The following is a 24,819-nucleotide window of genomic DNA, read 5'->3' as shown; positions in this document are numbered from 1 at the left end:
TCCGTCTCTATCCCCGGGGAGGTTCGTCCGCGCCGGGCACGGGAACCTCCTCGCCGCGCAGGCGTCCCCGGAACACCGCGGCCCGCATCAGGAAGAGGGTGGTGACCGGCACGGTGAGGGCAATGAACACCGCGATGAGCAGCGTATGAAGGTAGAGCTGGCCGCGGTCGAAGGAAATCCGCACCGCCGCCGCGAGCGTGAAGCCCCAGGTTCCCAGCGTCGCCCCCAGGGTGGGCGCGTGGATGCGCTGGAAGAAGCTCTTCAGGCGCAGCAACCCGAACGAGCCGAGCAGGGCCGCCAGTGCGCCCACCACCACGAGCAGCGCGGTCAACGCGTCCACCCAGAGAGGCGCCTCCCGGCTCATTCGATGATCTCCCCGCGCAGGAGGAACTTGGCCATCGCGGTGGAGCCCACGAATCCGAAGAGGGCAATCAGGAGCGCCGCCTCGAAGTAGGAGCTGCTGCGGTAGATGAGCCCGAGCGCGAGGATGACCAACATGGCGTTCAGGTACAGGCAGTCGAACGCCAGGACGCGGTCCTCCGCCCTGGGCCCGAGAATCATCCGTGCCAGCGCCAGCAGCATCCCCAATGCGAGACAGCCAAGGGCGAAGGCCAGCGCCCACGAGAGCAGGGGGCTCATTCGAAGATCTCCTTGAGCGAACGCTCGTAGCGCTGCTTGATGAGAGCTATCAGCTCCGCCTCGCTCTGAATGGCGAGCACGTGCAGCAGGAGGACGCGATTGTCCGCCGACAGCTGCGCCCAGGCGGTGCCCGGCGTGAAGGTGACGATCATCGCCAGCACGGCCAACCCGTTCGGGTCTCTCAGCTCGAGCGGAATGAGGACGAACCCGGAGCGAATGCTGCTCGAGCGTTGGGTGAGGATCGCCCACGCCACCTGGGCGTTGGACCGCAGCATCTCCAGCACCACCCGGCAGAACAGGCGCGCCATGACGTAGGGCTTGCGCAACCGCACGGGGGCGGGCCTGAGCCGGGCGGTCACCGCGGGCCAGAACAGCGCCAGCACGGCGCCCAGCACCAGGGTTCCCGCGCTCACCGACTGCATGAGCAATACCCAGAGCAGGAGCAGCGCCACCGAGAGCGCGGGGGCGGGAATGAGTCTCCTCATGGCCGGGCCTCCGGCGCCGTGGCTGGCGGCCGCATCCGTGCTCCGAGGACCGCATGGATGTACTCGCTCCGCGCGTGGAGGGACTTCGCCGTCGCGCGCGCGAGCTCCATCGAGGGCCCCGCCGCGAGCGTCAGGACTCCGCATGCGGCGAGGAGCGCGACCAGGGGAACCCCCTCCGGTGCCCGGACCCTGGGGGGCTCGCGCCGCATCTCCGACCAGAAGGTCCGGATGCCTGTCCGCGTGAGCGCAATGAGGGTGAGCAGGCCGCAGCCCAGCAGCACGCCGGTGAACAGCCAGGCACGGAGGGGGACTGGCGCGCTCGCGCCACCCGACCCGAGCGCCGCCGACAGCATGCCGAGCTTGCCGATGAAGGTCGGCAGGGGAGGCAGGCCCGAGGTGAGCAGTGTGCACGCGATGAAGGCCATGCCCATCAGTGCGGTGGAGGCGGGGAACGGCAGGGCGACGAGCGGCGCCTCCTCGTCGTCCAGGTTGACCTCCTGCTCTTCGAGCGTCGCGCTGAGGAAGGGCGCCTCGTCCACGACGGTCGTTCCCGCGCGCCAGCGCTCGACGAGGTCCACGAGCAGGAAGAACGCGCTGGAGGCCAGCGCGGAGCCCACCAGGTAGAAGACCGCGGCGCCGAGGACGGCTTCCTCGCCCAGTCCCAGCGCGGCCAGGAGCATCCCGGAGGAGACCATCACCCCCGCGGAAGCCTGGACCGCGAGCCGCTGCGAGGCGAGCATCCCCAGGGCCGAGAGCACCGCGGAGAGCCCTCCGAACACGAACAGTCCGTCCGCGCCGAACCCCGCCAGCGGCCCCCCGGCGAACATCAGCGTCCACAGCCGAATCAGCGCGTAGACGCCGACCTTCGTGAGCACCGCGAACATCGCCGCCGCGGGCGGGGTCGCCGACGCATAGGCGGGGACGAGCCAGAAGTTGAGCGGCCAGGCCGCCGCCTTGGCCAGGAACGCCACCGCGAGGATGGCCGCTCCCGCGTCGATGAGATGCCGGTTGGCCACCTGTCCCTCCGACAGGCGCGCGGAGAGCTCCGCCATGTTGAGCGTCCCCGTGACGCCGTAGATGACCGACACGCCGATGAGGAAGAGTGACGAAGCGGCGAGGTTCACCGCCACGTAGTGCAGGCCCGCGCGGACCCGCGGCCTCCCGGCGCCATGCAGCAACAGGCCGTACGAGGCGGCGAGCAGGATTTCGAAGAAGACGAAGAGGTTGAAGACATCCGCCGTCAGGAACGCGCCCGAGAGCCCCATGAGCTGCAATTGCAAGAGCGGGTGGAAGTGAACGCCCGCGCGGTGCCAGCGCGCGGAGGCGAACGAGAGCGCACTGGCGCCCAGCAGCCAGGTCAGCACCAGCATCCCCGCCGAGAGGCGGTCCACCGCGAGCGTGATTCCGAACGGCGCGGGCCAGTTGCCGGGCAGATAGGCCACGGCGCCGTGTGCGTCCACCCATGCGAGGAGCACCGCCGAGATGGCGAGCCCCAGCAGCGCGGAGCCCATCCCCAGCACCCGCTTGGCGGTGCGCTTCCCCTCGCCCATGAGGAGCATCACCGCCGCGCTCAGCATGGGCAGGAGGATGGGGGCCAACATCAAGTGGGGCATCAGCCCTTGGACGAGCGCGCTCATTCTTCGGTGCCGTCCACGTGGTCGGTCCCGGTCATCCCGCGTGAGGCCAGGGTGATGACCAGGAGGAGTGCCGTCATCGCGAAGCTGATGACGATGGCGGTCAGCACGAGCGCCTGGGGGACCGGGTCGGTGTAGTGGGCGAGGTCCGGAGGGACGCCGTCCGCGAGGATGGGCTCCTTGTCGATGGCCAGGCCGCCGATGCTGAAGATGAAGAGGTTGACCGCGTAGGCGAGGAGCGACAGTCCGATGACCAGTTGGAAGGTGCGGGGTCTCAGCAGGAGCCAGACGCCCGAGCCGGTCAGGATGCCGATAGCGATTGCAAGCACCACCTCCATCAGTCATCTCCCGAGGCCCGGTGGGCGCGGATCGACTGGTGCGCGAGCGCCACGAGGATGAGCAACGTGGCGCCCAGCACCAGGCAGAACACGCCCAGGTCGAAGAACACCGCGCTTCCGAGGTGGAGCTCGCCCAGCACCGGCACGCTCAGATGGAAGGTGTGAGAGGTGAGGAGCGGATACCCCGCCACGAACGCTCCCGAGGCCGTGCCGAGCACCAACAGGAGCCCGGCGCCGATGAGCACGCGCGGCGAGAGGCGCAGCCGCTGCTCGACCCACTCCGTCCCGGAGATGACGTACTGGAGCAGGAAGCCCACCGACATCACCAACCCCGCCACGAACCCGCCGCCCGGCGCGTTGTGCCCGCGCAGGAAGAAGAACGTCGCCACCACTCCCGAGACGGGCAGGAGCAGGCGGACCAGCACCGCGGGAACCATCAGGTAGCCCACCGCCGTGTCGTGCGCCAGGCGTGGATTCACCAGGTCTGTCCGCAGGTCCCGCGGCAGCGCCCGCTGCTGTGGAGGGAGCGCCATCACCTCCGGCGCCGGCCGGAAGCGCCGCAGGAGCGCGTAGACCGTGAGCGCGACGAGCGAGAGCACCACGCCCTCTCCGAAGGTGTCGAACCCGCGGAAGTCCACCAGCATCACGTTCACCACGTTCCGCCCGCCTCCGCCGCTCAGGGAGTTCTCGAGGAAGAACGAGGTGCGCTCAGGGAGCTCGCGCGTCATCACCGCGTAGGCGAGGACCGCCATCCCGCCGCCAGCGCCCACCGCGACGGTGAAATCCCGGGCCCTCCGGCCCCTGGCGCGCCGCAGCGTGTGCGCGTCGTACACGCCGTGGGCCGGCTCCCGCGCCGGGAGCCACCTGAGCCCGAGCAGGATGAGCAGCGTCGTCACCACCTCGACGGTGAGCTGGGTGAGCGCCAGGTCCGGAGCAGAGAACCAGATGAACGTGATGCAGCTCACCGCGCCCGCGGTCCCCGAGAGCATGAGCGCGGCGAGCCGGTGGAACTTCGCCTGCCAGGCCGCCCCCACCGCCGCGGCGCCTCCGGTCACCCACAGCGCGATGAACACGGGCGAGAGCGGCACCAGCGGACGATCTCCCTTACCGATGCCACCCCAAAGCGCCGCTACACCGACCAGCAGGGTGACGAGCACCATCGCCAGCAGCTGCCGTTGGAGTCCCGCGGTGAGCAGCCCGCGGCGCAGCCACCTGCTCGCCGCGGTGAGCCACGCCAGCAGTGACGTGAAGAGCCTCGCGCCATTCCACCGCTCCGCGATGCGGCCTCCGGGGCCCGGCCGCCGTGCATCCAACCACCGGGCCCCTCCGTACAACACCGCGCCACCGCCGAGCGCCAGTGCGCTCATGAGGAGCGGGGGCGTGAATCCGTGCCACAGCGCGAGGCTGTACGGCGGAGGCTGTCCGCCGACGACCGGCCAGGACGCGGCCTCGAGGATGGGCCCTATCGACACCGCTGGCGCGATGCCCACCACCAGGCACACGAGGACCAGCACCTCGACGGGGACGCGCATCCACCTGGGGGCCTCCTCCGGGACACGCGGGGTGTTCAGCGCGCTGGCGGGCCCGAAGAACACCTTCACGGAGAAGCGGAGTGAGTACGCGACGCTCCCCATGCCCGCCAGGGTGGCTGCGATGGGCAGGCCCCACTCCACGGCGGGGTGGGCGTCGATGAAGACGGTCTCCGCGAAGAACATCTCCTTCGACAGGAAGCCATTGAGCAGCGGGACTCCCGCCATCGCCGCCGTGGCGACGAGCGCGAGCGTGCTGGTGATGGGCATCAGGCGGAAGAGCCCCGACAGCCGCCGGATGTCCCGCGTCCCCGTCTCATGGTCGATGATGCCCACCGCCATGAACAGCGAGGCCTTGAAGGCCGCGTGGTTCATGAGGTGGAACACCGCCGCGACCGCCGCGAGCGGGCTGTTGAGCCCGAGCAGCAGCACCACCAGCCCGAGGTGGGAGATGGTGGAGTAGGCGAGCAGCCCCTTCACGTCGCGCTGGAACAGCGCCGCCCATGCGCCGAGCAGCAGCGTGACGAGCCCCGCCGAGCTGGTGAGCCAGAACCAGGTCTCCGTCCCCGAAAGCGCCGGCCACAGCCGCGCCAGCAGGAACACGCCCAGCTTCACCATGGTCGCCGAGTGCAGATACGCCGACACCGGCGTCGGAGCCGCCATCGCGTTCGGGAGCCAGAAGTGGAAGGGGAACTGGGCGCTCTTGGTGAACACACCCAGCAGGAGGAGGCAGAGCGCCACCGGGTAGAGCGGGTGGGCCCTGATGGCCTGCGCGCTCCCGAGGACGGCCTCCAGCTCGTAGCTGCCGGCCAACCCGCCGAGCACCAGCAGCCCGGCGAGGAGGCACAGGCCGCCCATGCCAGTGACAGTGAGCGCCATCCGGGCCCCGCGCTGCGCGTCCTTCCGATGGTTCCAGTAGCCGATGAGCAGGAACGAGAAGACGGAGGTCAGCTCCCAGAAGAAGGCCAGCTGCAGCAGGTTTCCCGAGAGGACCACGCCCAGCATCGCCCCCATGAAGGCCAGGAGGAAGGCGAAGAACCTCGGCACGGGATCTCTCGGGGAGAGGTAGTACCGCGCATACAGGACCACCAGCGCGCCGATGCCCAGGACGAGCACGCAGAATGTCCAGGAGAGGCCGTCGAGCCGCAGCACGAGGTCGAGTCCGAGCGAGGGTATCCACGCGAAGCGCTCGGCACGTTGGCCCCCGCCCCGGACGCTCGGGAAGTGGAGCGCCACGCCCACCAGGCCCACCAGCGTGGTGAGGCCCGCGAGCCCCGCCGCGCGGTTCCGGGCGCTCGCGGGCAGCAGCGCCGCGATGACACTGGAGACCCAGGGAATGACCAGGAGCGCGAGGAGCGGCATCAGGAGGAATGAGCAGGAGGGGGCGAGTGCCCCGCCACGCTCCTCCCACTCAGGGTCATGGGCACGGGGGCGCCGCCGGAGCTTCGGCCATTCATCGCTTGCGGGCCCCCTGGCGCCTGGGGGGAACCACCAGGACGTCGCACGGCACTTCCCGGAGCACATCCCCGGCGACAGTCCCGAGGAGCGCGTGCGCGAGTCCCGCACGGCCATGCGTTCCGAGCAGCAGGAGCTCCGCCCGGCTCTTCGCCACGACGTCCGGGATGACCGTCCTGGGCGAGCCGTACCGGAGGTGGGACGTCCAGGTGAGGGCTTCGGCCGGCGGGCTCTTCATCTCCACCAACGCGGTGGCAATCATCTGTGCGAGCCCGTGAAGCGCCTGCTGGCGGTAGTACTTGCGGTACTCCTGGCCCTGCTCCGGCGCGAGGCTCGGATAGATCAGCCCGTGGTACGGGGCATCGTAGGCGTGGACCCACCCGACCTGCCGGCGGGGCGGCGGGAGCACCCGGAGCGCCAGGGCCAGCACATCACGGGCGGCCTCATCCACATCCAGGGCGAGCAGGGGGCGGCGATAGGCCCCATGAGGCTGGCGGCGAACCACCAGGACAGGCAACTGCCCCCTTCGGATGACGCGCTCCGCGGTCGACCCCAGGACGAAATCGCGGAGCGTCCGGCCTCGGCCGCGGCCCATCACGATGAGCTCGGCCTTGCGTGAATGCGCGTGCTTGGCAATCTCGGCCGCCGCGACGCCCACCACGACACGCGGCACGGCCCTGGCGCGCTCCGGGAGCCTGGGCGCCAGGCTCCTCGCCGCGGACTCGAGGGCCTTCGTCGCATCGCGCTCCGCCTGGAGCCTGGCTTCCCGCCGGAGGCCCCGCGGCACCACGTGGAGGAGGGTGAGTCGGGCGTTCCTGGCGAGGGGGAGCAACGTCGCGCGCGCCAGGACCCGTTCCATCGCCGATGAGAGATCCACGGGGATGAGCAGCGAACGAAATGCGTGGGGCCTGGCCTGCCCAGCCCCGTGCGGGGCACGGTGGTCCTGAGTCATGCCGGGAATTGAGCCAGCCCGCTCCTTTCCCTGTCACGCCTCAGGAGGAAGGTTGCGGTCGCATGGCGTTGGGTACGTGACTGATGGAAGGGAGCCACCCAGCTCCTGCACGCGAGCTTCTTCATCCGGAAGCTCACCGCTTGCGCGTCATCGCCGAGCCCCTCGTCAATCCCAGACAAACAGCCACTTCACGGCCTTCCCCAGCCCATAGAACACCCAGCCCACGGGGCCGGGGCGCACGGGCCTCTTGAACTCCAGGCTCACCGTGGCCAGCGCCACCTGCTGCTCCAGCCCCTCCAGCCGCGCCTTGAGGGACTCGTATTCGGCGGTGACGCGCTCCAATTCCTTCTCCACCCGGAGCGTGTCCTCCACCGTGGCCGCCTGCTGAAGGAGCGCCAGGTACCGCTCGCGGACGCGCTCCAGGTTGGCGAAGCGGACCTTCAGGTCCTGGTGGGCCTCCGTGACGTCATCCGCCGTGACGGACTGCTTCGCCACCGTGCCCAGCCCCGGGACGGCCCCGAGGAATACGTCCAGGCGCTCCGCCGGCACCCGCACCGTGGCCGACTCGGAGGTGACGCGCTGGGCGTAGCCTCCGTGCGTCCTCGCCAGGGCCACCGCCTGCGCCGGGCCCTTCTCCGGGTCCTCGCGCTCCACCTGCAACAGGGCACTCCGAATGATGGACCGGTTCGCCTCGAGCGCCCCCGGAGCCCCTTCAGGCATGCCCATCAGCCCGTCCTCGGCGCGGTACCGCGGCTGCGCGCTTGAACAGGCGGCGAGGAAACCCAGCAGGACGAGGAGGAGAGGGCGCACGGCGTTCCTTTCAGGTGAGGACACGGACGACAGGTGCCCTCAAGGACGCGCGCGCCGGGCTCGCGGTTCCGTACTTCCACCTGGCGAACCCGGAGACTTCGGTTCAGCGGGACTTCTGGGACTCCCTCTTCAGGAGGCCCGGGCCGAGGGGACGACGGCGGGAGTCATCCCGTCACCCTCGTAGTAGATGCTGGCGCTGCCCTTCCCATAGACGACGAGCACCCGATCACTCTGCTCCAGCAGGTCGGAAGCCTTCTCCGTGGCCTTGCGGACCAGGGCGTCGAACTCTCCCGAGCGCTGCTTGTTACCCGCCCGGACTGTCACGACTGGCATGCGGTGTCCCGCTCCTTGTGTCCCGCGGCGAGTGGCTCCAGGAAAACCCGGCACCGGGCCCATCCGCGAGTAACGGGCGTGTCATAGCCAACCGAACACTTCGTTGACAAGCGCCCCGCGGCGTGGCGGGAAGGGACTCCCATGAACCGCAAGCTCCCCGTTTTGCTGGTTTTTTCGCTTGGTCTCGCCTCTGTCGCCAGCGCCCAGACAGCCAGGCCGCCCGAGCACAAGTCTCCCACACCGGCGTGGTTGCCTCGGGGTGTGTTCCTCGGGACCACCATCCGTGAAGGGGTCGTCACCCCCCGGGTGAAGGTGCAGTGGCAGTTCACCTTCTTCCAGGAACCGAAGGACGCCTTCGCGCTGCTGCTGGAGGGCGGGCTGGGCTGGGCCGCGTCCTTCCCGGAGCAGGACGCGGAAACGCCGCAGAGCTTCCTCGGCTCGTTCTACGAGCACACCGCCCAGGTAGGCATCGGCTACCGCAACCAGCTGCCGGACAGCGTGCACTGGGGCTTCCAGGTGACGGGCGGCCCCGTCTTCTACGGCGCCCACTTCGACGGGGGAGCCCCGGCGGACCACCGCACGGCCGGCATCGTCGAGGGCCGCTTCCACCTCGGCTACCAGTTCGGCGCGGTGGCCGCGGGCGCCGCCATCGGCTGGGGCGAGCCCTTCTCCCTCAAGAAGCGCAGCCTCGGCCGCTATTTCGTGGGCGGCCCTCAGCTCGGGTTGTTCGTGGATTGGCGGTAGACTCCGCGCCGGGTTTGTGCGCGGAATGCTCGCACTCTCCGTATGTCCGAGTCGCTGAGTGCCCATGTGTCGCGGTTCCTGCGCAACCGCGGCGAGTTCGAGCGGAGCCTGCCGCCTGCGTTGCTCGTCTTCGCGCCGTCGCCCCTGTCGCGGGGGCCGGTGAGCGAGGAGGAGTACCGGCTGAAGACGGTGACGAACGCGGGGACACCCACGCTGGGAGTGAGCGAGGCGGTGGTGTTCCCCGTGCTGAAGTCGCGCACGAATGCATTCGGCCGGGGCATCACGGTGGGGCGCACGGGCAACAACGACGTGGTGCTGGACGACGGCAGTGTGTCCCGGTTTCACGCGTGGTTCTCACGGGAGGAGGGGCAGGCGGGCTTCCTCCTGACGGACGCGGGCTCGAAGAATGGCTCGTGGGTGGGCGGGGTGCGGCTCACCCCCCGCAAGGCGGTGCCCGTGGAGGACGGGGCCCGGTTGCGCTTCGGACAGGTGGAGGTTGTCTTCTACACGGCGAGCGGCTTTGCCCGGATGCTCGCCGTGAGGATGGCCCCCTGAGCCTTGCCACGTCTTCGGCGGCCTGCGTAACGTGCGGCGTCGCCTTCTGTCACACACGGGAGTGTTCGCGGTGGCCTTGACCACAGAAGCCTTCGGACTGACCGACGTTGGCCGCAAGCGCCAGCACAACGAAGACGCGATGCTGGTGGACTCGCCGCTCGGCCTCTACGTCGTCGCCGACGGAATGGGCGGCCACGCGGCCGGCGAGGTCGCCAGTGCCCGGGCCACGGAGGTCGTCAAGCAGCACATCACCGCGAACCGGCACCTGCTGAAGGATTTGGGGAACAACCCCACGGCGGACAGCCGCTCGGCGGCGGCGGCGCTGGTGGAGGTGGCCGTGCAGCGCGCCTGCGCGGACATCTACCGCGCGGCCATGGCGGACGCGTCCAAGCGCGGCATGGGCACCACGTTCGTGTGCCTCGCGGTGGGCGGCAACAAGGGCGTCATCGGCCACGTGGGCGACAGCCGCGTGTACCTGGTGCGCCACGGCCAGTGCCACCGGCTCACCGAGGACCACACGCTGGTGGCCGCGCAGCTCAAGGCCGGCACGATTACGAAGGAGCAGGCCGCCGCGTCACAGTACCGCAACGTGATTACGCGCGCGGTGGGCATCCAGGAGTCGGTCCAGGTGGACACGCTCATCGTGGACCTGGTGCCTGGCGACGTGTTCATCCTCTGCTCGGACGGCTTGCACGGCTACATCGAGGACGAGGAAATCCTCCCGCTGGTGACCGGCATGCAGCCGGCGGACCTGCCCAAGCGGCTCATCGACATCGCCAACGAGCGCGGCGGCAAGGACAACATCACCGCGGTGGTGGTGAAGGTGGCGGGCGAGGGCGCCGCCATCAGCGAGGAGACGAGCGAGGCGCAGTCGCGCATGGAGGCGCTGCGCAAGATTCCGCTGTTCCGTCACCTCACGTACAAGGAGCAGACGGCGGTGCTGTCCATCGCCACGACGCGCACGTACCCGGCGGGCCGGGAAATCGTCGTGGAGGGGCAGCCGGGCGAGGAGCTCTTCGTCGTCATCCGCGGCCGGGTGGCGATTGAGAAGAACGGCGTGGAGATTGCCGAGCTGCGCGCCGGCGGGCACTTCGGGGAGATGGGGCTCATCGACAACGCGCCGCGCTCTGCGACGGTGCGGGCCACGGAGCCCACGCGCACCATGGTCATCTCCCGGCCCGACTTGATGGGGCTGATGAAGCGCGAGTCCATCCTCGCGGTGAAGATGCTCTGGAGCTTCGTGCAGGTGCTGAGCGACCGGCTCCGCGCCACCAACTCCGAGCTGAGCGAGGCACGGCAGGAGCTCGCCGTGGCCCAGGCCATCCAACCCTTCGCCGAGGAGTGAGTCCTCCGTGAGCCCCCGTCCTCCGAAGACGCCTCGCGCACGGACTGGTCCACGTCAGACCTCCCAGGTACGCTCCCGGCGTACCAACTCAGGAGGTCGCATGGCGAGGGCGGCGGGCAGCGACGTGTTCGTGAAGTTGATGGGCGAGGTGGCGGAGCTCCGCGAGGAGATGCGGACGACCCGGACGGACGTGAAAATCATGTCGTCCAGCCTGGGCGTTGTCCTCCGCGACATGGGGTCCATGAGGAAGGCGATGGACACCATGAGGGACACGATGGACTCCATGATGTCGAACATGGAGGTTCTGGTGGTGAAGTCTCGCGCCGTGGATGAGCGCTTCCAGCGCATGGAGAACAACCTCGGACGCATGGCGCGGCTGCTGGGCACCATGGCGGAGTCGACGAACGACCGCTTCGCGCGTGTCGAGAAGCGACTCGACGACCTCGAGAGCAAGCACTAGCGCACGTCGGTGGGCTGGGGAGCGTCCGGGAAAGGACGCGTCCGGAATTTCCTCCGGGAATTGCCCGTTCCGGGCCCGACCGCGGGCTATGGTCCTCGCGGCGTGCGCATGCGCAACTGGACTCTCATAGGCTTGGCGGTGGCCCTGCTGGTGGCGGGAGCCGCCTGGTTCGCGTCGGGCCGGGCCTCCAGCACCCGGACGCCCGCCGCTTCCCCTGACACTCCCCAGGCGACGTCCCTCCCCACCTTCACGGCGGTGGACGTGTCCTCCGGCTCCGACGAAGGACTCGCCCTGACGGGCCGGGTGCTGGACGCCTCGGGACGTCCGGTGGCGAATGCCGAGGTGTCCCTCGCGGCCAGCGTGGAGAAGACGCTCGCGGACGTGCGCTGTGACGAGTGCGGGCAGGCCCTGCTGTCGTGCCCGGCGCGAGAGACGTCGCTGCAGGTCCTGGCCTTCTTCGAGCATCAGCACGGCTTCCTCACCCCGCGCGCCACGGCGACGACGGACGCGGAGGGACGCTTCCGCTTCGAGCACCTCGCGGGCGTGTCCTTCTCCGTCTGGGCGAAGGCCCCCGGCCTGGGCGTGGCGCTGCGTGAGCGAGCCGCCCCGGGAGACCCGGTGGAGCTGTTCCTCCCGCCGCTGCGGAGCATTGGAGGGCTGGTGGTGGACGACGCGGGCCAGCCCGTGCGGGGCGCGCACGTGCACGCGGTGTCGCGCCGCGTGCCGGTGCCCTTCGAGGCGACGGCGGGCGCGGACGGCGTCTTCTCCCTCGACGGGCTCGGCGAAGGGCCCTTCTACGTGCTGGCCACGGCGGACGGCTTCCTGCCCGCGGTGGAGTCGCAGGTGGAGGCGGGCCCGCAGCCGGTGCGCCTGAAGCTGACGCCCGCGCGCACGCTGGAGGTCCGCGTCACGCGGAATGGCCAGCCCGCGGCGGCCACGGTGCGGCTGCGCGCGGACCACCTGTCGCGCGAGCTGCACACCGACGGCGAGCCGCTGCGCTTCACCGGCCTGTACCCGGACCAGGTGGTGGTGACGGCGGAGGCACCGGGGCTCGGCGCCGCGCCGCGCACGCTGACGCTGGACTCGCGCCTCACCCAGGTGACGCTGGAGCTGGAGCCCGCGGGAAAGCTGCTCGTCACGGTGGTGGACGAGCAGGGCGAGCCGGTGCCCCAGCCGGAGTTGCTGCTGCGCACAGGTCGCGGCGAGCTCATCCGCCGCGAGCGCGTCGACACCGGAGCGATGGTGGAGCTGGGCCCGCTGGCCGCGGGCGACTACGTGCTGGAGGGCCATGCGGAGGGCTTCCGAGACGCGCAGCTCCCCGCGAAGGTGACGCAGGGCGAGACGACGCTCGAGCTGGAGATGGAGCGCGCCACGCTCATCAGCGGGCAGGTGCTGGACGAGTACGGCCGGCCCGCGCCGCGCGTGTCCGTGCTGGTGCAGCCCACCGGTGAGTCGGTGCTCGCGGACGCCGACGGGCGCTTCGTGGCGCAGGTGCCCACGGCGGGTCTCTACGAGCTGCACGCGCACCACTCGGAGTGGGGCGGTGGCAAGCTCAAGGTGACGGCGCCGGCCAGCAACGTGCAGCTCTCGCTGGAGCCTCGCGCGGCGCTGGAGGTGACGGTGTCGTCCGGCGGCCGCCGTGTGGAGGGCGCGGACGTGGTGCTGTGGGTGGAGCAGGAGGGCATCTTCCGGAGCGACCGCTCCTCGGGCTCGGACGGCGTGGTGCCCATGCGCGGCATGCCGGCGGGGACGTACTGGATGGTGGCCTCGCATCCGGACTACCTACCCTCGGACCGCAAGCAGGTGACGCTGGAGGACGGGCAGACGCTGAAGCTCGAAGCGGAGCTGAAGCCCGGCGCGCCGCTGACGGGCGAGGTGGTGGACGGGCAGGGTGCCCCCGTGGAAGGGGCCACGCTGCTGGTGGTGCCGCGCAGCTCCGAGCCGGTGCAGAGCGACGCGCGCGGGCACTTCGAGTTCCGTGCGCTGCGGCCGGACCGGGGCTACCGCCTGGAGGCGAAGCACCCGGGCTATGACCAGGTGGACCGCGCGGAGGGCAAGGCCGGCGGCCCTCCGGTGCGCGTGGTGCTCAAGAAGCGCGACGTCTTCCGGGGGCGTGTCGTGGGAGATGACGGCGCGCCGGTGCGCCGCTACCGCGTGGACGAGCACGAGGTGAACAGCCCGGACGGCCGCTTCGAGCTGCCGCTGGCCACGGCGGGAGACCGCATCATCGCCGCGGTGGACGCGCCAGGCTACGAGCCGATGATGGTGGACCGCCCCGCGGCGCCGGATTTGGGAGACCTGGTGCTGGAGAAGCTGCCCAGCATCTCCGGCGTCGTGAAGGACACGGGTGGCGGGCCAGTGGCGGACGCGGTGGTGACGTGCGACGTGTGCGACGAGTCCGTGATGTCGGGGCCGGACGGCGGCTTCACGCTGGCCAGTCCGCCGTACGTGCCGCGCTTCACCGTGTCCGCGCGCAAGGGCCGGCTGAGCGGGACGCAGTCGCTGGAGCGCGGCGCTCGCGGCCCGGTGGAGCTGACGCTGCGGCAGGCGACGCGGCTGAGCGGCAAGGTGTACCTCGCGGACGGCCGTCCCGCGGCGGGCATCGAGGTGGAGGCGGTGAACGCGGACCGCAGCGAGCCGCTCACCATCGTCACCGGCCCGGACGGCGGCTACAGCGTGGAGGTGTCCCCGGGCAGCTACCGCTTCGCGCTCGGCGTCAACCGCGAGTTCTCCGGCGAGCCGGCGCTGGTGGTGCAGGTGGCCGGGACGGACATGCGCCTGGACCTGGGCAACGCGCCGGGCACCGCGACCCTCACGGTGCAGCTCAAGCCCGAGCGCGGCAAGGCGCTGTGGGTGGTGGCGGGGGAGGTGGGCGACGTGGGCAACCCGCCGGCCATGGGGCTGATGCGCTCGCGGTATGCGCAGCTCGTGTACCAGCCGCGCGGCGAGCAGGTGGTGCTCAACGGGCTGCCTCCGGGGCGGTACACGCTGGTGTGGGGCCATTTCCACGTCGAGACGCCGGGTGGGCCCGAGGTGCGCGTGGTGGACGTGCCCTCGCGGGGCGAGGTGGTCCTCGGGCGGTGAGGCGGCGGCACCTCCGCGCGGCGCGGGTTGCGAGCCAGCGGGCGTGCGCATTAGGAAGCCCGCATGGACGTGTCGGCACTGAAGGGCCGTAAGGTGGTGGTCGGCGTCGGCGGCGGCATCGCCGCGTACAAGGCATGTGAGCTGGTGCGCGAGCTCGGCCGGGCCGGCGCCGAGGTGCGCGTGGCCATGACGGAGTCCGCGCGGCAGTTCGTCACCCCGCTCACCTTCCAGGCGCTCAGCGGCCACCCCGTCCTCACGGACTACTTCGACCCCGCGCAGGAGGGGAACTTCGGGCACCTGGACCTCGCACGCTGGGCGGAGGCCTACGTGGTGGCCCCGGCCACGGCGGACCTGCTCGCACGCATCCGCGTGGGCATGGCGAACGACGCGGTGACGACGTCGCTGCTCGCGTTTCGCGGGCCGGTGGTGCTGGCTCCCGCAATGAACGTGGCCATGTGGGACAACGCGATGACGCAGGAGAACGTCGCGGCGCTGCTCGCGCACCCGCGCTTCAGCATGGTGGGGCCGGGCGCGGGGCTGCTGGCCTGCGGCGACGTGGGCGAGGGGCGGCTCGCGGACGTGCCGAGGATTGCCGAGGCCGTGGCCGCGCGCTTCGGCGCCGGGCCGCTCGCGGGGAAGAAGGTGCTGCTGACGGCGGGCCCCACGCGCGAGTTCCTGGACCCGGTGCGGTTCATCTCCAATCCGTCCACGGGGAAGATGGGCCTGGCGCTCGCGCACGCGGCGCGGAGCCTGGGCGCCGAGGTGACGGTAGTGCTGGGCCCGGTGGGCGCAGTGGAGCGCGGCGGGCTCACCGTGGTGGACGTGGTGAGCGCGGACGACATGGCGCGCGAGGTGCTCTCGCGAGTGGAGTCGGTGGACGCCTTCATCGCCACCGCGGCGGTGAGCGACTGGCGTCCGGAGACGCGAGCGCCGCAGAAGGTGAAGAAGGGCTCCACCCACACGCCGGAGTCCCTGCGCCTGGTGCGCACGCCGGACGTGCTGGCGGAGGCTTCGCGGAAGGTGGCGGGGAGCGCGAAGCGGCCGCTGCTCGTGGGCTTCGCGGCGGAGACGGAGCGGGTGGTGGAGCACGCGCGCGAGAAGCTGGAGCGCAAGGGGCTCGACGCGATTGTCGCCAATGACGTGACGGCGCCCGGCGCGGGCTTCGGCACGGACACCAACCGCGTGACGCTGCTCACGCGCTCGGGCCTCCAGCAGGAGCTTCAGGGCAGCAAGCACGAGGTGGCCCGCGCCATCCTGGAGTTACTGCTGGTGCCCCGGAGGTAGCGCGTCAGCCCTGACCAGCGTCCGTCCACTCCGTGACGGCCGACCCGCCACGTTCTGCCCACACTGTGAGCGCCCTCTGGCCCATGGAGGCCGGGTGACTCCGGGAGTGACGCCGGGCTCGGCCCTGCGGTAAGCGTACTGACGAGGCCGCCGTCCGCTTCCTTGCGCAGGCCCTCTTCCTCCGCTACCGATCCAGTCAACGTGAACGACGACTTGCCCGACTCCTCGCAGGAACTGAGCGCCGTGCTGGACGAGGTGCGCCGCCACCTGCTCTGGCAGGAGGAGGCCGCCGGCCGCGTGCTGATGGTCGACGCGAAGGCAGCAGCAGAGCTCCAGCGCTCCGCACCGTCGCTGCGCTCGCTCCTGTCCCGAGGCAACGGGTCGTCGGAGACCGCTGCACGCCCGGCTCCTGCCGCCGTTCCCCGTCCGAGCGCCAGTCCCGCGCCCGCTCCCTCGTCAAACGGCCCCACCGGCGCTCCGGTGCCCCTGGCGGCCAGGGCTCCGTCGAATGGCCCCACCGGAGCCGCGACGTCCTCCATGGGCGCGCCGCAGGGCCCCGCCGCCGCCCCGATGCCTTCTACGGGCGCGCCAAGCAGCCACCCCGGTGCGCCCACGCGTCCCGCCGCCGCGGGCCCCACCGTGTCGCCGTCGTCCGCGCGGGCTCCGGCCTCGCGTCCCGCGCCGGTGGGTCGAGCGGGCCTGCTCCTCGACGTGCCCCCGCAGGCGCCGCGCTCCGCGGGGCAGCTTCCGGGCATGGGCAGCGGAGACCGTCCGACGCTCGACGAAATCCGCCGCGAGCTGGGTGACTGCCAGCGCTGCAAGCTGTGCAGCAAGCGCAAGAACATCGTCTTCGGTTCGGGCAACCCGCGCGCGGAGCTGGTCTTCGTCGGCGAGGGCCCGGGCGAGAACGAGGACCTGCAGGGCGTCCCCTTCGTCGGCGCGGCGGGTGAGCTGCTGACGAAGATGATTGAAGCCATGGGCTTCCGTCGCGACGACGTCTACATCTGCAACGTCGTGAAGTGCCGCCCGCCCGGCAATCGCAACCCGGAGCCGGATGAAATCGCGGCGTGCGAGCCCTTCCTGCGCGCGCAGCTCGCGGCCATCCAGCCGAAGGTGGTGGTGGCGCTCGGCAAGTTCGCGGCGCAGACGCTGCTGCGGGACTCCACGCCCATTACGCGCCTGCGCGGCAACTGGCGCCTGTACGAGGGCATCCAGCTCATGCCCACCTTCCACCCCGCGTACCTGCTGCGCAGTCCGGCGGAGAAGCGCAAGGCGTGGGAGGACCTGCAGGCGGTGATGAAGGTCCTCGGCAAGCAAACACCCGGCTCGCGCGCCTAGCGGCGGGCCCATTGAGGGGGAGACTCGGATGAAGGGAACGCTGGAGACGCGCGAGCTGCAATCGCCCGCGCTGGAGGCCAACCCGCTGGGCGACCCGGCCCGGCGCCGGCTCACCGTGTACCTGCCGCCCGGCTACGGAGAGGGCGACAAGCGCTACCCCGTCGTCTACTTCCTGCACGCCTTCGGCAACAGCGGCGGCACCTGGACGAACGCCGCGGGCTTCGGCCCCACCGTGCCCGAGCGCCTGGACGCGCTCATCGAGTCCGGCGCGGTGCCGCCCGCCATCGGCATCTTCCCCGACGGGTGGACGTCCCTGGGCGGAAGCCAGTGGGTGAACAGCGACGCCATTGGCCGCTACCGCGACTACCTGGCCAAGGACGTGGTGGGCTTCGTGGACCGCACGTATCGCACGGTGCCCAAGGCGGCCTCGCGCGCGGTGGTGGGCCACAGCTCCGGCGGCTACGGCGCGCTCGTCATGGGGCGCTATCACCCGGAGCTCTTCTCGCACCTGGGCGCGCACGCGGCGGACTCCTACTTCGAGTACTGCTACCTGCCGGACCTGCCCAAGGCGGCGGGCTCGCTGCTGAAGTCCGGCGGCGTGGAGGCGTGGCACGGGGAGTTCCGCAAGCGCGTGCGCGAGACGAAGATGCGCGGCGACGACTTCCCGGTGGTGAACACGCTGGCGATGGCCGCCGCGTACTCGCCGAAGAAGGGCGAGCCGCTCAACGTCGAGCTGCCCTTCGACGCGCAGACGGGCCGCCTCAAGCTGGACGTGTGGAACCGCTGGCTGGTGCACGACCCGGTGCGCTTCGTGCCCAAGTTCATCGACTCGTTCCGCAAGCTGAAGACGGTGTTCCTCGACTGCGGCACCCGCGACGAGTTCAACATCCGCTGGGGCACGCGCATGCTCGCGGAGGACCTCAAGGGCGCCGGCATCGAGCTGGTGCACGAGGAGTTCGAGGACGGGCACTCCGGCGTGTCCTATCGCTTCGAGCGCTCGCTCTCCGTGCTGGTGCCGAAGCTGGCGCGCGAGTAGCACTCCCTCACGCTGGAGCACGTCGCACGGCGCTTCAGCACCCGTGCGACGGGTAGTTGGCGGGCCACAGCAGCAGCAGGCCCTCGGAGTCCACCAGCCGCACCCAGCCGCGGTGCTGGTACTTCCCCTCGGCCTCGTCGAACGCGAGCACCTCCGCGAAGTCTCCCGCGCGCCGGCCGAGGATGAGCTGCTCGTCATGCAGGGAGGTGTCCACGGGGCTCGCGTCGTCGCGAGGCGCCTGGCGGAAGACGAGGGGCGGCTGGCCCTCGCGGCGGAGCTTGAAGAACTCCACGCCCTTGTCCTCGAAGGCCTCCAGCGGGCGCAGGCTTTCAATCGTCAGCCACACGGCCTTCGCATCATCCGCGCCGCCGTCGCGCAGCCACGCCTTCCGCCCGCTCCGCATGTCGACGATGACGTGGGCGTACTGGACGGGCACGCCGTGCTCGTGGATGCGCTCGTGCTCGAAGGCGGGGTAGCAGTCCTCCTGCCAGCCGCCCGGGTCCACCCAGCGGCTCAGCGGCACCGTCTGCGCGCGCGGGACGGAGCCGGCGGGCTGGAAGCCGATGCCGCGGCGCTCATACAGGGGCACCTCCGGCATGGCGTCCTGCGGGAAGGTGGCGCAGACGACGTGCGTCACGCCGCGCAGGTGTGCGTCGGGAATCTCGGCGCGCCGCGCAAAGCTCTCCTGGGCGGAGGCGCGGCCGGGCAGCGCGAGCAGCGCCACGACAAGGGCGCTGGTGAGAAGGTGGGGGTTCATGCCCGAGGGGGATTGCATTCGCCGGGCCAGCCCGCGTGGCTGGAGATTCCCTCGGAACGACGCGGTCTTGGCCGGAGGGGTGGATAGCGGCCGTGGCTCGGGGGCCGCGGGGGTGTGTCAGCGGGGTGGCATCGGGACTGAACAGTCGCTCCGGAACGGACCGCCGACGGGAGCACCAGAACCGAACAATCACCCCGGTACGAAAGTGCGAGGGGCGGAATGACGAGGTGCTGGCCTTTGCCCGGGGGGAGCGGATAGACGCAGCACCGTGCGCGCCGCGCGGCCTTCGGGGCCGTGGCCTGGCGCTCGGACCTTCTTGGGAGAGAGACGGATATGGGCATCGACCTCTACGGGCTGTCGCGCGTCGTCGGAGAGAAGGGCGTGCTGCCGCAGCGCGCGCGGAAGCTGGACCCTTCGCTGCCGTGCCGCGAGGCGGAAATGCTCATCGACGTGGAGAGCCTCAACATCGACGCGGCGTCCTTCAAGCAGATCAAGGGCGAGGTGGGCGGAGACCCGGCGCGCATCGGCGCGCGCATCCAGGAAATCGTCCGCGAGCGGGGGAAGATGCAGAACCCCGTGACGGGCTCGGGCGGCATGTTGATTGGCCGCGTGAAGGAGATGGGCCCCAAGCACCCCGCGCGCGAGCTGCTCAAGGTGGGCGACCGCATCGCCACGCTGGTGAGCCTCACGCTGACGCCGCTGGTGATTGAAGAGGTGAAGGCGGTGCACGTGGAAATCGACCGCGTGGACATCCGCGGGCACGCGCTGCTGTTCGCCAGCGGCATCTACGCGAAGCTGCCCTCGGACATGCCGGACACGCTGGCGCTGGCGGCGCTGGACGTGTGCGGCGCGCCCGCGCTGGTGGCGCGGCACGTGCGGCCGGGCATGACGGTGGCGGTGCTGGGCGCGGGCAAGAGCGGCGCGCTGTGCCTCGCGCAGGCGCGGCGCAAGCTGGAGAGCCGCGGCAAGTTGATTGCGCTCGACGTGTCGCAGGGCGCGCTGGACATGCTGTCGTCCATCGGCCTGTGCGACGTGGCGCTGAAGGTGGACGCGACGCAGGGCGTGGACGTGATGGAGGCGGTGAGCAAGGCGACGGACGGCCAGCTCTGCGACCTGGTGGTCAACTGCGCCAGCGTGGGCAACACGGAGATGGCCACCATCCTGTCCGTGAAGGACGGGGGCACGGCCATCTTCTTCTCCATGGCCACCAGCTTCACCGCCGCGGCCCTGGGCGCGGAGGGCGTGGGCAAGGACGTCACCATGATTGTGGGCAATGGCTACGTCCCCAACCACGCCGCGCTGACGCTGGATTTGCTGCGTACGGAGCCGGAGCTCCTTCAGCTCTTCGCCACACGGTACGTCTGACGCCGCGTACGCGCCGGGCCCGAATCGCCGGGCCTGGCCGCGATACCGCAAGGAGCCGGACTTCGCCGCCCACGGCTCCGCGACCTACCGCGCGGAAGCGGCCGTCTGCTCCGGCGCGGGAGCCACTGGAGCCACGGGCTCCTGCGTCGCCGCCCAGTCATTGGCGGACCGGCCGCTCCCGTCGCGCACCTCGGGCGAGGCGCCCTGCTTGCGCAACTGCTCAGCCACCTCCTTGCGGCCGAACAGCGACGCGAACATCAGCGCTGTCTGGCCCAGGCTGTTCTTCTGGTCCACCGCGCACTTCTGCTGGCTGAGCAGCTCGACGATGTCCGCGTAGCCCTTGAAGGCCGCTCCCATCAGCGCGGTGTTGCCCCGGTTGTCGCCCGCGCACGCATCCGCGCCCGCGGCGAGCAGCGCGCGCACCGTGTCCGTGTGGCCGTGGTACGCGGCGAGGATGAGCGGCGAGAAGCCGCGCGAGTCCCGCGCCTCCACCGGCGTGCCGGCCTTGATGAGGCCGCTGACGACCTCCACGTCACCCTCGCGAGCAGCCGCGAGCAGGTAGCGCTCCGCCTCGCTCGTGGCGAGCAGCCGCCCCTGGGGCGCGGGCGCCGAGCGCAGGGACAGGAACGACGCGGCGAGCACGACGATGACCACCACCAGCAGACCGATTGCTCCGAGCAGCAGCTTGCGAACCATGGAGTCCTCCGGAAGCACCACTCCACCTGAGAGAGAGCCGGGATGAGGGCCGCCCGGGTGTGTCCCGGCCCTCTCTCAGACAGAGCGACAGGGAAAACAGCGGGCCCCGGTGGACGCAGCACACCGGGGCCCGGCACGACTCAGTCAGCGACGTTCAGCGCGAGGCCAGCGGGGCCACGGCGGCCTTGGCGTCGTCCACCTTCACGCCCACGGCCTTCGCCAGGCGCGTGCCGTAGTCGGTGTCGGCCATGAGGAAGTGGCCCACCATGCGGGCCTTCACGCGCGCGTCCTTCACCTGGCCCAGGTCCGCGGCGAGGTTCTTCACCAGCCGCTCCTTCGCGGCCGTGTCGAGCGAGTTGTAGAAGGCACCCGCCTGCGAGAAGTTGTCCGTCTTGTCGATGGGGCGCTGCTGGGAGGTGCCCGTCAGCGGCGCGTTGGAGAACAGGTACGCCGGGGCGTCCTGCGTCTCACGGGTGACGCTGGGCTCGTAGTTCACGTCCGACTTCGTGTTGGCGAAGTTCATGGAGCCGCCCTGGCTGTTGTTGTTCACCGGGGCCTTGGCGCGGTTGACGGGCAGCATCTGGTAGTTGGCGCCGATGCGGTAGCGCTGCGTGTCCGCGTACGAGAAGAGGCGGCCCTGCAGCAGCCGGTCCTCGGAGGGCTCGATGCCCGGGGGCAGCACGCCGGGGGAGAACGCCGACTGCTCGGTCTCCTCGAAGAAGTTGTCCGGCATCTTGTTGAGCGTGAACTTGCCCAGCTTGATGGAGGGAACCTTGTCCTCCGGCCACACCTTCGTCGCGTCGAGCGGGTCGAACGAGAAGCTGTCCAGGTCCTTCGGGTCCAGCACCTGCACCGTCAGCTCCCACGAGGGGAACTTGCCCGCGCCGATGGTGGTGTACAGGTCCGTGGTGGCGTGCTGGTAGTCGCTGGCGGTGACCTTGGCCACCTCCTCGGGCGTGATGAGGCCCTTCACGCCCTGCTGCGAGAACCAGTTGAACTTGACGTACTTGTACTCGCCCTTCGCGTTGACGAACTTGAACGAGTGCACGCCGTGCCCGTTCATCTGGCGGTAGTTCGCCGGGATGCCCAGGTCCGAGTACACCTGCGTGAGCATGTGCGTCGACTCGGGCTGGTGCGAGAAGAAGTCGAAGAAGCGGTTCGGGTCCTGCTTGTTCGTAATCGGCGACGGCTTCAGCGAGTGCACCATGTCCGGGAACTTGATGGCGTCCCGGATGAAGAAGATGGGCAGGTCGTTGCCCACGAGGTCCCAGTTGCCCTCGTCCGTGTAGAACTTCAGCGCGAAGCCGCGAGGGTCTCTCACCGCCTCGGGCGAGCCCTGCGCGGGGATGACCGTGGAGAAGCGCACGAACATCGGCGTCTTCTTGCCCTTGGCGGAGAAGACGGACGCGCGCGTCAGGTTGGAGAAGTCGCCATAGCTCTCGAAGACGCCGTAGGCGCCGGTGCCGCGCGCGTGGACGACGCGCTCGGGGATGCGCTCACGGTCGAACCGGGCGAGCTTCTCGATGAGGTGGAAGTCCTCCAGCAGCACGCCACCGCGGGGGCCGGCCGTCTTGGAGCTCTGGTTGGTACCGACCGGCGAGCCGGAGTCGGTGGTGAGGGGAGGCGGAGTGGCGGCGAGAGCCGAACCACCCAGGAACAGCGCCGACAGCAGCAGGGGACGGAGTTGCATATTCGGTGTCTTCCTCGTCTTCGGGGGTGAGACGCCGCGCTCCAAAGCAGGCCCCGTGCCGGGCACCGCCCCGTAGTGTTATCAATGGGTTGAGAGCCAAGATGAGTCGCCCGAACCGATATTTCGGTGTTGCACCGGCCGTTCGGTGGTTGATTTCACCGCTCCGTCGGTGTGGCGCCTCATGAAACCGATAATGCGGTGCGCCAGGGCGCCACCGGTGCGCTTGGCCCTTCCGGTGGGCGCTTTGGCGGGTAAGGTGCGCGCATGCCAGGCCCGTTCATTGAAGACGCGCAGATCGACCAGGCGCGCAAGCTGGCGGAGGAGATCGTCAATCCGATCTTCGACCTCATCCGCCGCAACACCACTGTATCCACCGAGCGCACCGTGTTGCGCTTCTTCGGTATTTCCGGAGCTGGCGCGCGGGGCGTGCCGCTCGCCAACCTGATGGTCGACAAGCTCAAGGCCGCCGGGGTGCTCAACAAGGGCGCCGCCTACTGGTACGGCCGCGCGCTGCACCTGGGCGCCAAGAGCCCCCTGGAGGCCGTGGAGCGACTCACCGCGCTGCCCACCGACAAGCTGGGCCCGCTGTCCGCCGACCAGGAGCACAACCTCCGCGAGGAGGTCCGCTCCGAGGCCCGTGCGGCCTTCGAGGACCTGAAGTCCCGCGTCGCCCAGCGCAACGGGCTCCGCGAGCAGTTCCCCATGTCGCCCGCGCCGCACAAGTACGTCATCGTCGCCACGGGCAACATCTACGACGACGTGGACCAGGCCCGTGCGGCCGCCCAGGCCGGCGCGGACGTCATCGCCGTCATCCGCTCCACCGCGCAGTCCCTGCTGGACTACGTGCCCCACGGCGCGACGACGGAGGGCTACGGCGGCACCTATGCCACCCAGGAGAACTTCCGCATCATGCGCGAGGCCCTGGACGAGGAGAGCCGCAAGCTCAAGCGCTACATCCAGCTCACCAACTACTCGTCCGGCCTCTGCATGTCGGAGATTGCCTTCTGCGCGGCCTTCGAGAAGCTGGACATGCTGCTCAACGACGCGATGTACGGAATCCTCTTCCGTGACATCAACATGCGGCGCACGTTCATCGACCAGTACTTCAGCCGCCGCATCTGCGCCGCCGCCGGCATCATCATCAACACCGGCGAGGACAACTACATCACCACCGCGGACGCGTACGAGGCGGCCCACACCGTCATCGCCAGCCAGTTCATCAACGAGTGCTTCGCCAAGCGCGCGGGCCTCAAGGACTGGCAGCTCGGCATTGGCCACTCGTACGAAATCGACCCGTACCGGGACGACACGCTGCTCCTGGAGCTGTCGCAGGCCATGCTGGTGCGCCGCTGCTTCCCCAATGCGCCGCTGAAGTACATGCCGCCCACCAAGCACAAGGAGACGGACATCTTCTTCAGCCACGCGTACGACGTGATGGCGGACCTGGTGGCCATCTGGACGCGGCAGGGCATCCAGCTGCTGGGCATGATGACCGAGGCCATGCACACGCCGCTGCTCGCGGACCGGTACGTGGCGCTCAAGTCCGCGTCGTACATCCACCGTGCCGCGCGTGGCATCGACGAGGAGTTCACCGTTCGCGAGGACGGGAAGATCGCCAACCGCGCCCGCGAGGTGTTCGGCAGGGCGATGGCGCTCCTCCAGGAGTGCCGCGACGAAGGCATGGTGGCGGCCATCGGCAAGGGCCACTTCGGTGACGTGAAGCGCGAAGAGACTGGCGGCAAGGGCCTGGATGGCGTGCTGGAGAAGGCCCCGGATTACTTCAACCCGTTCCTGGACTTGCTGGAGGCTGCGTGATGCTCGGTTCGATTCTCGCCATGGTGGTGGCTGCGGGTGGCTCCGCGGATGCGCTGGCGCAGTTCCAGGTGAAGAACGTGGCGCTCCAGGTCCCGGCGGCGTGGACGCGCCAGGTGGAGGACGGCACCAACAAGTTCACCGCGCCCAGCGGTGATGCCTACTTCCTCGTGGACGTGGGCGCGGTGCAGACGGCCGGCATGAAGGCCGACACGTGCGTGGACAAGATCGTGAAGTCCATTGGCGGCGCCAACTGGGAGCGCCTCAAGGTGGGCGGCCAGCCGGCGGCGAAGCGGCAGGACACGGACCAGTCGCCCACGGGCGGCGCGGTGGACACGGTGACGTACGTGGGGTGCGACGGGAAGACGACGTGGTCCGTCGTCTTCTACCTGGAGCAGGGCAAGAAGGAGCGCTTCGCGCCGCTGGCGGAGAAGGTCGGCACGAGCGTGAAGCTGCAGCGGGCCGGGGGGAAATGAGC

23 protein-coding genes are annotated in these 24,819 nt (G+C 70.2%); 11 read left to right on the top strand and 12 right to left on the bottom strand.

Features of this window, described 5'->3' with window-relative positions; translation table 11 throughout:
• Positions 1 to 7: 7 nt before the first annotated feature.
• The 9 genes from mnhG to ACVTJA_RS32615 all read right to left on the bottom strand — a co-directional run bounded on the left by mnhG (position 8) and on the right by ACVTJA_RS32615 (position 8,175).
• Positions 8 to 364 (bottom strand): monovalent cation/H(+) antiporter subunit G, encoded by a 357-nt coding sequence (gene mnhG / locus ACVTJA_RS32655; protein WP_465825483.1) that lies wholly within the window; start codon positions 362 to 364, stop codon positions 8 to 10.
• Positions 361 to 639 carry a K+/H+ antiporter subunit F gene (locus tag ACVTJA_RS32650; protein ID WP_465825482.1) on the bottom strand — a complete coding sequence of 93 codons (279 nt, stop codon included), beginning with the start codon at positions 637 to 639 and terminating at the stop codon, positions 361 to 363. The genes mnhG and ACVTJA_RS32650 overlap by 4 nt, the downstream gene beginning before the upstream one ends.
• Positions 636 to 1,124 (bottom strand): Na+/H+ antiporter subunit E, encoded by a 489-nt coding sequence (locus tag ACVTJA_RS32645; protein ID WP_465825481.1) that lies wholly within the window; start codon positions 1,122 to 1,124, stop codon positions 636 to 638. Before ACVTJA_RS32645 ends, ACVTJA_RS32650 begins: the two co-directional genes overlap by 4 nt.
• Entirely contained in the window at positions 1,121 to 2,761 is a 1,641-nt protein-coding gene (locus tag ACVTJA_RS32640) for a monovalent cation/H+ antiporter subunit D (protein WP_465825480.1), read from the bottom strand. The genes ACVTJA_RS32645 and ACVTJA_RS32640 overlap by 4 nt, the downstream gene beginning before the upstream one ends.
• The gene (locus tag ACVTJA_RS32635) at positions 2,758 to 3,096 is read right to left on the bottom strand and encodes a Na+/H+ antiporter subunit C (protein ID WP_465825479.1); all 339 of its coding nucleotides are present in this window, start codon (positions 3,094 to 3,096) and stop codon (positions 2,758 to 2,760) included. Before ACVTJA_RS32635 ends, ACVTJA_RS32640 begins: the two co-directional genes overlap by 4 nt.
• Positions 3,096 to 5,987 carry a monovalent cation/H+ antiporter subunit A gene (locus ACVTJA_RS32630; protein ID WP_465825478.1) on the bottom strand — a complete coding sequence of 964 codons (2,892 nt, stop codon included), beginning with the start codon at positions 5,985 to 5,987 and terminating at the stop codon, positions 3,096 to 3,098. Before ACVTJA_RS32630 ends, ACVTJA_RS32635 begins: the two co-directional genes overlap by 1 nt.
• Before the next feature lie 91 nt (positions 5,988 to 6,078).
• Complete coding sequence (locus ACVTJA_RS32625; RefSeq protein ID WP_465825477.1) at positions 6,079 to 6,939, bottom strand: universal stress protein; 861 nt, start codon at positions 6,937 to 6,939, stop codon at positions 6,079 to 6,081.
• 258 nt (positions 6,940 to 7,197) lie between these two features.
• Positions 7,198 to 7,842 carry a DUF4349 domain-containing protein gene (locus tag ACVTJA_RS32620; RefSeq protein ID WP_465825476.1) on the bottom strand — a complete coding sequence of 215 codons (645 nt, stop codon included), beginning with the start codon at positions 7,840 to 7,842 and terminating at the stop codon, positions 7,198 to 7,200.
• 129 nt (positions 7,843 to 7,971) lie between these two features.
• Positions 7,972 to 8,175 carry a hypothetical protein gene (locus tag ACVTJA_RS32615; RefSeq protein WP_465825475.1) on the bottom strand — a complete coding sequence of 68 codons (204 nt, stop codon included), beginning with the start codon at positions 8,173 to 8,175 and terminating at the stop codon, positions 7,972 to 7,974.
• Positions 8,176 to 8,436: 261 nt separating this feature from the next.
• On the opposite strand from ACVTJA_RS32615, the gene ACVTJA_RS32610 reads away from it, so the two are divergent.
• From ACVTJA_RS32610 to ACVTJA_RS32575, 8 genes are all read left to right on the top strand, one after another.
• Positions 8,437 to 8,919 (top strand): hypothetical protein, encoded by a 483-nt coding sequence (locus ACVTJA_RS32610; protein ID WP_465825474.1) that lies wholly within the window; start codon positions 8,437 to 8,439, stop codon positions 8,917 to 8,919.
• A 42-nt stretch (positions 8,920 to 8,961) separates the two neighbouring features.
• Positions 8,962 to 9,474 carry an FHA domain-containing protein gene (locus ACVTJA_RS32605; protein WP_465825473.1) on the top strand — a complete coding sequence of 171 codons (513 nt, stop codon included), beginning with the start codon at positions 8,962 to 8,964 and terminating at the stop codon, positions 9,472 to 9,474.
• Between the two features lie 61 nt (positions 9,475 to 9,535).
• On the top strand, positions 9,536 to 10,819 hold the full coding sequence (locus ACVTJA_RS32600) for a Stp1/IreP family PP2C-type Ser/Thr phosphatase (RefSeq protein ID WP_465840565.1): 1,284 nt from the start codon (positions 9,536 to 9,538) through the stop codon (positions 10,817 to 10,819).
• 100 nt (positions 10,820 to 10,919) lie between these two features.
• Positions 10,920 to 11,279: a hypothetical protein gene (locus tag ACVTJA_RS32595; RefSeq protein ID WP_465825472.1), complete on the top strand. Its 360-nt coding sequence runs from the start codon at positions 10,920 to 10,922 to the stop codon at positions 11,277 to 11,279.
• 108 nt (positions 11,280 to 11,387) lie between these two features.
• Complete coding sequence (locus tag ACVTJA_RS32590) at positions 11,388 to 14,363, top strand: carboxypeptidase regulatory-like domain-containing protein (protein WP_465825471.1); 2,976 nt, start codon at positions 11,388 to 11,390, stop codon at positions 14,361 to 14,363.
• 63 nt (positions 14,364 to 14,426) lie between these two features.
• On the top strand, positions 14,427 to 15,647 hold the full coding sequence (gene coaBC, locus ACVTJA_RS32585; protein WP_465825470.1) for a bifunctional phosphopantothenoylcysteine decarboxylase/phosphopantothenate--cysteine ligase CoaBC: 1,221 nt from the start codon (positions 14,427 to 14,429) through the stop codon (positions 15,645 to 15,647).
• Between the two features lie 201 nt (positions 15,648 to 15,848).
• Positions 15,849 to 16,985, top strand: coding sequence for a uracil-DNA glycosylase (locus tag ACVTJA_RS32580; RefSeq protein ID WP_465825469.1), 1,137 nt, complete (start codon positions 15,849 to 15,851; stop codon positions 16,983 to 16,985).
• A 28-nt stretch (positions 16,986 to 17,013) separates the two neighbouring features.
• Complete coding sequence (locus ACVTJA_RS32575) at positions 17,014 to 18,021, top strand: alpha/beta hydrolase (RefSeq protein WP_465825468.1); 1,008 nt, start codon at positions 17,014 to 17,016, stop codon at positions 18,019 to 18,021.
• Positions 18,022 to 18,055: 34 nt separating this feature from the next.
• On the opposite strand, the gene ACVTJA_RS32570 is transcribed toward ACVTJA_RS32575, so the two are convergent.
• Positions 18,056 to 18,778: a hypothetical protein gene (locus ACVTJA_RS32570; protein WP_465825467.1), complete on the bottom strand. Its 723-nt coding sequence runs from the start codon at positions 18,776 to 18,778 to the stop codon at positions 18,056 to 18,058.
• Positions 18,779 to 19,111: 333 nt separating this feature from the next.
• On the opposite strand from ACVTJA_RS32570, the gene kdd reads away from it, so the two are divergent.
• Positions 19,112 to 20,143 carry an L-erythro-3,5-diaminohexanoate dehydrogenase gene (gene kdd, locus ACVTJA_RS32565; RefSeq protein ID WP_465825466.1) on the top strand — a complete coding sequence of 344 codons (1,032 nt, stop codon included), beginning with the start codon at positions 19,112 to 19,114 and terminating at the stop codon, positions 20,141 to 20,143.
• Positions 20,144 to 20,227: 84 nt separating this feature from the next.
• Here kdd and ACVTJA_RS32560 read toward each other — a convergent pair whose 3' ends face one another.
• Both ACVTJA_RS32560 and ACVTJA_RS32555 read right to left on the bottom strand, forming a co-directional pair.
• Positions 20,228 to 20,839: an ankyrin repeat domain-containing protein gene (locus ACVTJA_RS32560; RefSeq protein WP_465825465.1), complete on the bottom strand. Its 612-nt coding sequence runs from the start codon at positions 20,837 to 20,839 to the stop codon at positions 20,228 to 20,230.
• A gap of 154 nt (positions 20,840 to 20,993) precedes the next feature.
• Positions 20,994 to 22,529, bottom strand: coding sequence for a catalase (locus ACVTJA_RS32555; RefSeq protein ID WP_465825464.1), 1,536 nt, complete (start codon positions 22,527 to 22,529; stop codon positions 20,994 to 20,996).
• A gap of 264 nt (positions 22,530 to 22,793) precedes the next feature.
• Here ACVTJA_RS32555 and kamD point away from each other — a divergent pair, with 264 nt between their 5' ends.
• Positions 22,794 to 24,344, top strand: a complete 1,551-nt coding sequence (gene kamD / locus ACVTJA_RS32550; RefSeq protein WP_465825462.1) for a lysine 5,6-aminomutase subunit alpha — start codon at positions 22,794 to 22,796, stop codon at positions 24,342 to 24,344.
• Complete coding sequence (locus ACVTJA_RS32545; RefSeq protein ID WP_465825461.1) at positions 24,341 to 24,817, top strand: hypothetical protein; 477 nt, start codon at positions 24,341 to 24,343, stop codon at positions 24,815 to 24,817. The genes kamD and ACVTJA_RS32545 overlap by 4 nt, the downstream gene beginning before the upstream one ends.
• The last annotated feature ends 2 nt before the right edge of the window (positions 24,818 to 24,819 follow it).

The sequence above is a fragment of the Pyxidicoccus sp. M6 genome (genome assembly GCF_055568925.1).
This window is presented reverse-complemented; position numbering and strand designations above follow the sequence as displayed.

Excerpts from the sequence above, each read along its gene's own strand:
- mnhG (WP_465825483.1), bottom strand. The coding sequence starts at position 364 with ATGAGCCGGGAGGCGCCTCTCTGGGTGGACGCGTTGACCGCGCTGCTC.
- ACVTJA_RS32650 (WP_465825482.1), bottom strand. The coding sequence starts at position 639 with ATGAGCCCCCTGCTCTCGTGGGCGCTGGCCTTCGCCCTTGGCTGTCTC.
- ACVTJA_RS32645 (WP_465825481.1), bottom strand. The coding sequence starts at position 1,124 with ATGAGGAGACTCATTCCCGCCCCCGCGCTCTCGGTGGCGCTGCTCCTG.
- ACVTJA_RS32640 (WP_465825480.1), bottom strand. The coding sequence starts at position 2,761 with ATGAGCGCGCTCGTCCAAGGGCTGATGCCCCACTTGATGTTGGCCCCC.
- ACVTJA_RS32635 (WP_465825479.1), bottom strand. The coding sequence starts at position 3,096 with ATGGAGGTGGTGCTTGCAATCGCTATCGGCATCCTGACCGGCTCGGGC.
- ACVTJA_RS32630 (WP_465825478.1), bottom strand. The coding sequence starts at position 5,987 with ATGCCGCTCCTCGCGCTCCTGGTCATTCCCTGGGTCTCCAGTGTCATC.
- ACVTJA_RS32625 (WP_465825477.1), bottom strand. The coding sequence starts at position 6,939 with ATGGAACGGGTCCTGGCGCGCGCGACGTTGCTCCCCCTCGCCAGGAAC.
- ACVTJA_RS32615 (WP_465825475.1), bottom strand. The coding sequence starts at position 8,175 with ATGCCAGTCGTGACAGTCCGGGCGGGTAACAAGCAGCGCTCGGGAGAG.
- ACVTJA_RS32605 (WP_465825473.1), top strand. The coding sequence starts at position 8,962 with ATGTCCGAGTCGCTGAGTGCCCATGTGTCGCGGTTCCTGCGCAACCGC.
- ACVTJA_RS32595 (WP_465825472.1), top strand. The coding sequence starts at position 10,920 with ATGGCGAGGGCGGCGGGCAGCGACGTGTTCGTGAAGTTGATGGGCGAG.
- ACVTJA_RS32590 (WP_465825471.1), top strand. The coding sequence starts at position 11,388 with ATGCGCAACTGGACTCTCATAGGCTTGGCGGTGGCCCTGCTGGTGGCG.
- coaBC (WP_465825470.1), top strand. The coding sequence starts at position 14,427 with ATGGACGTGTCGGCACTGAAGGGCCGTAAGGTGGTGGTCGGCGTCGGC.
- ACVTJA_RS32575 (WP_465825468.1), top strand. The coding sequence starts at position 17,014 with ATGAAGGGAACGCTGGAGACGCGCGAGCTGCAATCGCCCGCGCTGGAG.
- ACVTJA_RS32570 (WP_465825467.1), bottom strand. The coding sequence starts at position 18,778 with ATGAACCCCCACCTTCTCACCAGCGCCCTTGTCGTGGCGCTGCTCGCG.
- kdd (WP_465825466.1), top strand. The coding sequence starts at position 19,112 with ATGGGCATCGACCTCTACGGGCTGTCGCGCGTCGTCGGAGAGAAGGGC.
- ACVTJA_RS32560 (WP_465825465.1), bottom strand. The coding sequence starts at position 20,839 with ATGGTTCGCAAGCTGCTGCTCGGAGCAATCGGTCTGCTGGTGGTGGTC.
- ACVTJA_RS32555 (WP_465825464.1), bottom strand. The coding sequence starts at position 22,529 with ATGCAACTCCGTCCCCTGCTGCTGTCGGCGCTGTTCCTGGGTGGTTCG.
- kamD (WP_465825462.1), top strand. The coding sequence starts at position 22,794 with ATGCCAGGCCCGTTCATTGAAGACGCGCAGATCGACCAGGCGCGCAAG.